General features: G+C 70.0%; 8 protein-coding genes. 6 read left to right on the plus strand and 2 right to left on the minus strand.

Annotated elements, in window-relative coordinates; translation table 11 throughout:
- Positions 1 to 286: 286 nt before the first annotated feature.
- Positions 287 to 688 (minus strand): PPOX class F420-dependent oxidoreductase, encoded by a 402-nt coding sequence (locus tag OTB19_RS41645; protein ID WP_267804071.1) that lies wholly within the window; start codon positions 686 to 688, stop codon positions 287 to 289.
- Positions 689 to 986: 298 nt separating this feature from the next.
- Here OTB19_RS41645 and OTB19_RS41650 point away from each other — a divergent pair, with 298 nt between their 5' ends.
- Together OTB19_RS41650 and OTB19_RS41655 are read left to right on the plus strand one after the other, a co-directional pair.
- On the plus strand, positions 987 to 1217 hold the full coding sequence (locus OTB19_RS41650) for a hypothetical protein (RefSeq protein WP_267804072.1): 231 nt from the start codon (positions 987 to 989) through the stop codon (positions 1215 to 1217).
- A 105-nt stretch (positions 1218 to 1322) separates the two neighbouring features.
- Complete coding sequence (locus OTB19_RS41655) at positions 1323 to 1748, plus strand: DUF3592 domain-containing protein (protein ID WP_267804073.1); 426 nt, start codon at positions 1323 to 1325, stop codon at positions 1746 to 1748.
- Positions 1749 to 1977: 229 nt separating this feature from the next.
- Here OTB19_RS41655 and OTB19_RS41660 read toward each other — a convergent pair whose 3' ends face one another.
- Complete coding sequence (locus OTB19_RS41660) at positions 1978 to 2334, minus strand: hypothetical protein (protein ID WP_267804074.1); 357 nt, start codon at positions 2332 to 2334, stop codon at positions 1978 to 1980.
- A 323-nt stretch (positions 2335 to 2657) separates the two neighbouring features.
- On the opposite strand from OTB19_RS41660, the gene OTB19_RS41665 reads away from it, so the two are divergent.
- The 4 genes from OTB19_RS41665 (at position 2658) to OTB19_RS41680 (ending at position 4413) form a co-directional block, all read left to right on the plus strand.
- Positions 2658 to 3053 (plus strand): hypothetical protein, encoded by a 396-nt coding sequence (locus tag OTB19_RS41665; protein WP_267804075.1) that lies wholly within the window; start codon positions 2658 to 2660, stop codon positions 3051 to 3053.
- A 264-nt stretch (positions 3054 to 3317) separates the two neighbouring features.
- A complete protein-coding gene (locus OTB19_RS41670; RefSeq protein WP_267804076.1) occupies positions 3318 to 3440 on the plus strand; it encodes a hypothetical protein in 123 nt (40 codons plus the stop codon).
- 161 nt (positions 3441 to 3601) lie between these two features.
- Positions 3602 to 3946, plus strand: coding sequence for a PadR family transcriptional regulator (locus tag OTB19_RS41675; protein ID WP_267804077.1), 345 nt, complete (start codon positions 3602 to 3604; stop codon positions 3944 to 3946).
- Positions 3943 to 4413: a hypothetical protein gene (locus tag OTB19_RS41680; RefSeq protein WP_267804078.1), complete on the plus strand. Its 471-nt coding sequence runs from the start codon at positions 3943 to 3945 to the stop codon at positions 4411 to 4413. Before OTB19_RS41675 ends, OTB19_RS41680 begins: the two co-directional genes overlap by 4 nt.
- Positions 4414 to 4518 lie beyond the last annotated feature (105 nt).

Below are 4518 nucleotides of genomic sequence, written 5' to 3' on the forward strand. Positions count from 1 at the left end.
GCCATCTGGACCGCTTCTTCACGGAACTCCGGCGAGTACGAACGCGAACGTGTCACTTGCTTCTTCCCTCGATCCCTTACAGGACAACCCTATTGGGTCCCTGTCCGGGAACTTCGGGGCCCCTCAGGGTCCCTCGCCGTGCGTGGGCTGGGACGGCTTCGGTTGCTTGGCCATGACCTGACCTGCTGTCCTGGTGGGGGAAGGACGCCAGAAACAGCGTCCTGGTCATGCCATTGTCCCACCACCCACGCACCCCGCCGGCTCCGCGGAAGACGCCTGCCCGGAGTCAGGCGGTGGGGGAGCTGATGCGGTCGGGCCGGATCACGTAGATCACGCGGACCTGGTCGGCACCGCCGTACCAGGGGTAGGGGCCGCCGAGGTACTTCTGCGCGAGCGCCTCGATGTGCTCGACCGCGCCCTCGGTGGTCACGCTCACCACCCGGCCGCGGATCTGGACGTAGGAGGCGGGCTGCGCGGGGTCGGCGACCGCGACGGCCACCCGCGGATCACGTGCGATGTTCCGGGTCTTCTGATGCGACTCGACGCTGTTGATCAGGACGTGCTCCCCATCGGTGTCCACCCACGTCTGCGTGAGCTGGGGCGAGCCGTCGGGCATCGTCGTGGCGATGTAGCAGGTGCTGGGGCGGCGCAGCAGCGCCACCACGTCCTCGCCGAGGGGTACGGGCACGGAGCATCTCCAGGGGTCAGGTCGCAGCGGTCGGCCGGAGCCACCGTAGCCAGGCACGACTCCCCGGCCGTGCTTCCCGTTCCCCGGGACGAGACACGTCATCCGGTTGGCTGCGCCGGCAGGCCGATGTGCCCGTGGGCCACACCCCACGCACCGGCTGTCGCTCTGCGTGGCAGGCGGGGCGCCGCGTGTGACCGTGTGCGTCGGCTAGGAGATCTCGGCCTCTCGGACACGTGGAAGTGCCTGATGGGCGGGAAACGCACCGCGTCAGAAGCGGTCCCCTGGGTAGGCGCACGCCATGAAGCAACGCAACGGCCAGGAACCCGAACTGCCCGCTCCCGTCCCGGAACACGGGAAGGAGAGCCTGACCCCCAACCTGCCCCCGACCGGGCCCCGGGCCCCCGATCTGGAGGGCGCCGACGGCACGAGGCCCGAGAAGAAGCCGGGAGAACCGGAAACCGAACGCCCCGAAGACGTGCCCAAGAGCGGCGGCCCCACAGAGGAGGCCACGGTCGAGCCCCCGGACTAGGGACTCGCGTCGCGTCACGGGAGGGCGGCGTTCGTCATTCAGCCCGCATGGTCATCGGCCTCCCGTACACGCAACCGGCGTTCCCGCGCGCGCGTCACACCTCACATGCGACGCGAATGGCTCTTCTTGCTCATCCCCCTCACGGTCGGCGTGGGTTTCCTCGGTTACGGCGTGTACGGGTTTCGCCGCGCCCGTGTGCTGCGCCGTATCGGCGTGACCGCCCAGGGGCGGATCGTCCGCCACAACCGGTCGCGAAGCGATGAAGGCACCACGTTCTACCACCCCGTCGCGGCCTGGACCACCGCGGACGGCCGGGCGTGCGAGCACGCATCCAGCTTCGGCCGCAGTTCCATCGCGAGTCCCTTCCGCGTGGGGGCCGATGTCACGGTCCGCTACGACCCGGAGCGTCCCCGCCGGTTCGAGATCCACGGCTGGGACGTGGTCGCGGTCAACTTCTTGTTCACCATCCTGGGATCGTTCTTCACCGCCGGCGCGTTGGTGGCGTTCCTGATCGGTCTGTTCGCCTTCTGACCACCGCCTCCTCGGCTGCACGCCACCACCCCCGTCTCGCCCCTGCCATGGCCGGGATGCGGTGTGGGCAGGCGGCGAGGGGCGGTCAACAGGCGTACGGAGATCTGGTTGCGGACCTGGAGGGAGGCGGGACGTCCGCGTCCGAAGTGTCGATTCCGCAGGGCCGCCGGTCTCGAATTCCGGGGAGTGGGGAGATCGAGTGGCGGTGGCGGCCGGGGCCCGGGGTCCCTCAGGCAGCCATCCACGGAACACGGCAGGTGTGGGGAGCTGTTCCCTCCGGACACAGACCGTCGATCACCGCCTTGCGGATCGCCCGCCAGGTCCGCAGGGAACACAGCAAGTGGACGCGCAGCTCGATCAGTTGACGGGATGCGCTGTCCTGAGCGGGATGTTCCACGGCCCACTGCTCCGCCAGGAAGTCGTACACGTCGGCGGTCGACAGCTCGCTCCCGGCAAAGGAATCGACGACGGACTCACCGATGATCCGGGCGCTCCGGGAACTCACGGCGTCCGCGACGAGCCCGCTGACCCACGCCAGCCCCGGCTCGTCCGCGTACAAGCCGAACGCGAGATCGCGCGTCTTCATCGCACCAGCCCTTCATGCTCTCGGCATCGCCCTTGTCCCCAGCTTGATGTCTCCCCCCCACGGGAGACTCAACCGGAGCCCACGGTAACCCACATGACCACGAGGCCCGATCCGGGTGCGCGACCGGTCGGCGGTCTACGCCGGCCCACCCACCAAGCAGCCCGCCAACCCGCGAACCACCCGGCTTCGATCCGGGAACGGCTGCCGGACGTGCTGCGTCCCTTGTGTAAACCGGAGTTGTGCCGGGCCGGGGTCCCGACCCCGGTCGCCGGCGGGAGGGCGGGGGCGTCGTGGGGGTAGGTCGAAGGAGAGGAGTGCTGTTGGTGGCACTCGCGGCAGGGTTGCCCCTGCTCGTGGCCGGGATCGTCATGGCGGTGGTGTTCACGGGGACCGGTGTCGTGGGGTCCAACCCGTTGCACCGGGCGGTGGACGAGTACCTCGACGCGGTGGGAAGCGGAGGCCCCGCACCGGCCGCCGGTCCGCAAAGCCGCTGCCCCCACGCCGCGGGGGATCCTGCGGCCGTCCTGCACTCCCTCGCGACGACGTTCGAGCACCACATCGTGTCCTCCACCGCGAGCGCCGACGATGCCTCGGTCAATGTGGACCTCACCCCGGGCGACGGCGATCCGATCGCGGTGGTGCTGGACCTGCGCCGTACCGGGGACCGTTGGGACGTCTGCGCGGCCTCCACCGGCCAGGTGTCCATCGATCCGTTCTGACCGTTGCCGCCCGCCCCGGCCAAGGCCCGAGGCGCTGCAAGGGCATCGGCCGCGAGCCCACGCGTGACACCCGCGACGCGCCCGCTCGTGCCCGGCGGTCGCATCAGATGACCCACGGGCGGGCAGGGTTCAGCCATGTCGAACTCCCACGCAGCACCCGGTGAAGCCACGATCGACCAGACCGCCACCGCCGCTCGCACAGGCAGCGGCCTGCCGCACGAGGCACGTCCTGCGGTCCGGCCTCCGGCAGGCTCAAGGACGTCCATGTCGGGTGGCCGGGGCGGCGGTCGGGGCGTTCGCGCCCCGGCCTCCGAACTGCTCACACTGCTCGACAGGCAGCACCAGCCCGAGCCGGACACCGTCCCGGGGCAGGAGGCCCTGTTCTGACCAGTTCCGTCCACACGGACGGTCGGCACCCACAACGCACCCCGCCCGTCGGCCCGCGCATCCGCCTCACGTCCTTGACCGGACCCGGGGTGCGGCAGGGACGCGGCAGCAGCATAGGTCGGGCATCGACATATGCCGGATGGCGAGCTATCGTGATCCCTGTGAACGATCAACCTCTGCGCGAGCCGACCCTGCTCATCCTCACCGCGATCGCCGATGCCCCCCGGCACGGATACGCGATCGCCCAAGAGGTCGAGAAGATCTCGGAAGGCCGAACGAAGATGCGTACCGGAACGTTGTACGGGGCCCTTGAGCGACTCCTCGAACAGGACCTCATCGCCGTCCACGAGGACGAGGTGGTGGAGGGCCGCAGGCGGCGCAGCTACACGCTGGCCCCGCGCGGCCGCGAGGTGCTTGCCGCGGAGGCTGCCCGAATCGCGCGTACCGCCCAGGAGGCGACCCGGCGTCTGAACCTCGGCGGCCTCGGCAAGGTGATCACGGCATGAACGCACTGTTGAGGCTCTACCCGGCTTCCTACCGCCGGGAGTTCGGTGACGAGATAGCCGATGCCCACCGCGAGGCCACCGACGGCGCGAGCAGGACGACGCGGATGCGCGAGGCCGCCGACATCGCCGGGCACGCCCTGCGCATGAGGCTCGGGCTCGGATCGGCGGGGCGTACCGGACGACTCCTCGCGGCCGTGGCGCCGTTCGCCGTCATCGCCGTCGGCGTGTACACGATGTTCCTGACCAGGCTGACGTTCTCCGCCCTTCGGACCGCCGACCGGACAGGTGACATCGGCTCCGTCGTCCTGACGGGTGCGGGGGGCGCGGCGGCGCTCGTGGGCGTGGTACTCGCCCTGACGGGTCGCTGGGCGTCGGGGACCTGGACCGCACTGGCGGGCCTCACCGCCAGTACCGCGCTCCAGATCCTCCGACCGGGTCTGGGGCTTGAGCCTCGATCCACCGTGTAGTGGTCGGGCTGTGGACGGAGAAACCAGAAGAGGTGCCTGCTGACCTGGGATGATGGGAGTTCTGACGCTTCCACCAGTACCAACCAGCAAGGCACCTCTGAAGTG

The organism is Streptomyces sp. H27-H5, assembly GCF_026627505.1.
GTDB lineage: Bacteria > Actinomycetota > Actinomycetes > Streptomycetales > Streptomycetaceae > Streptomyces.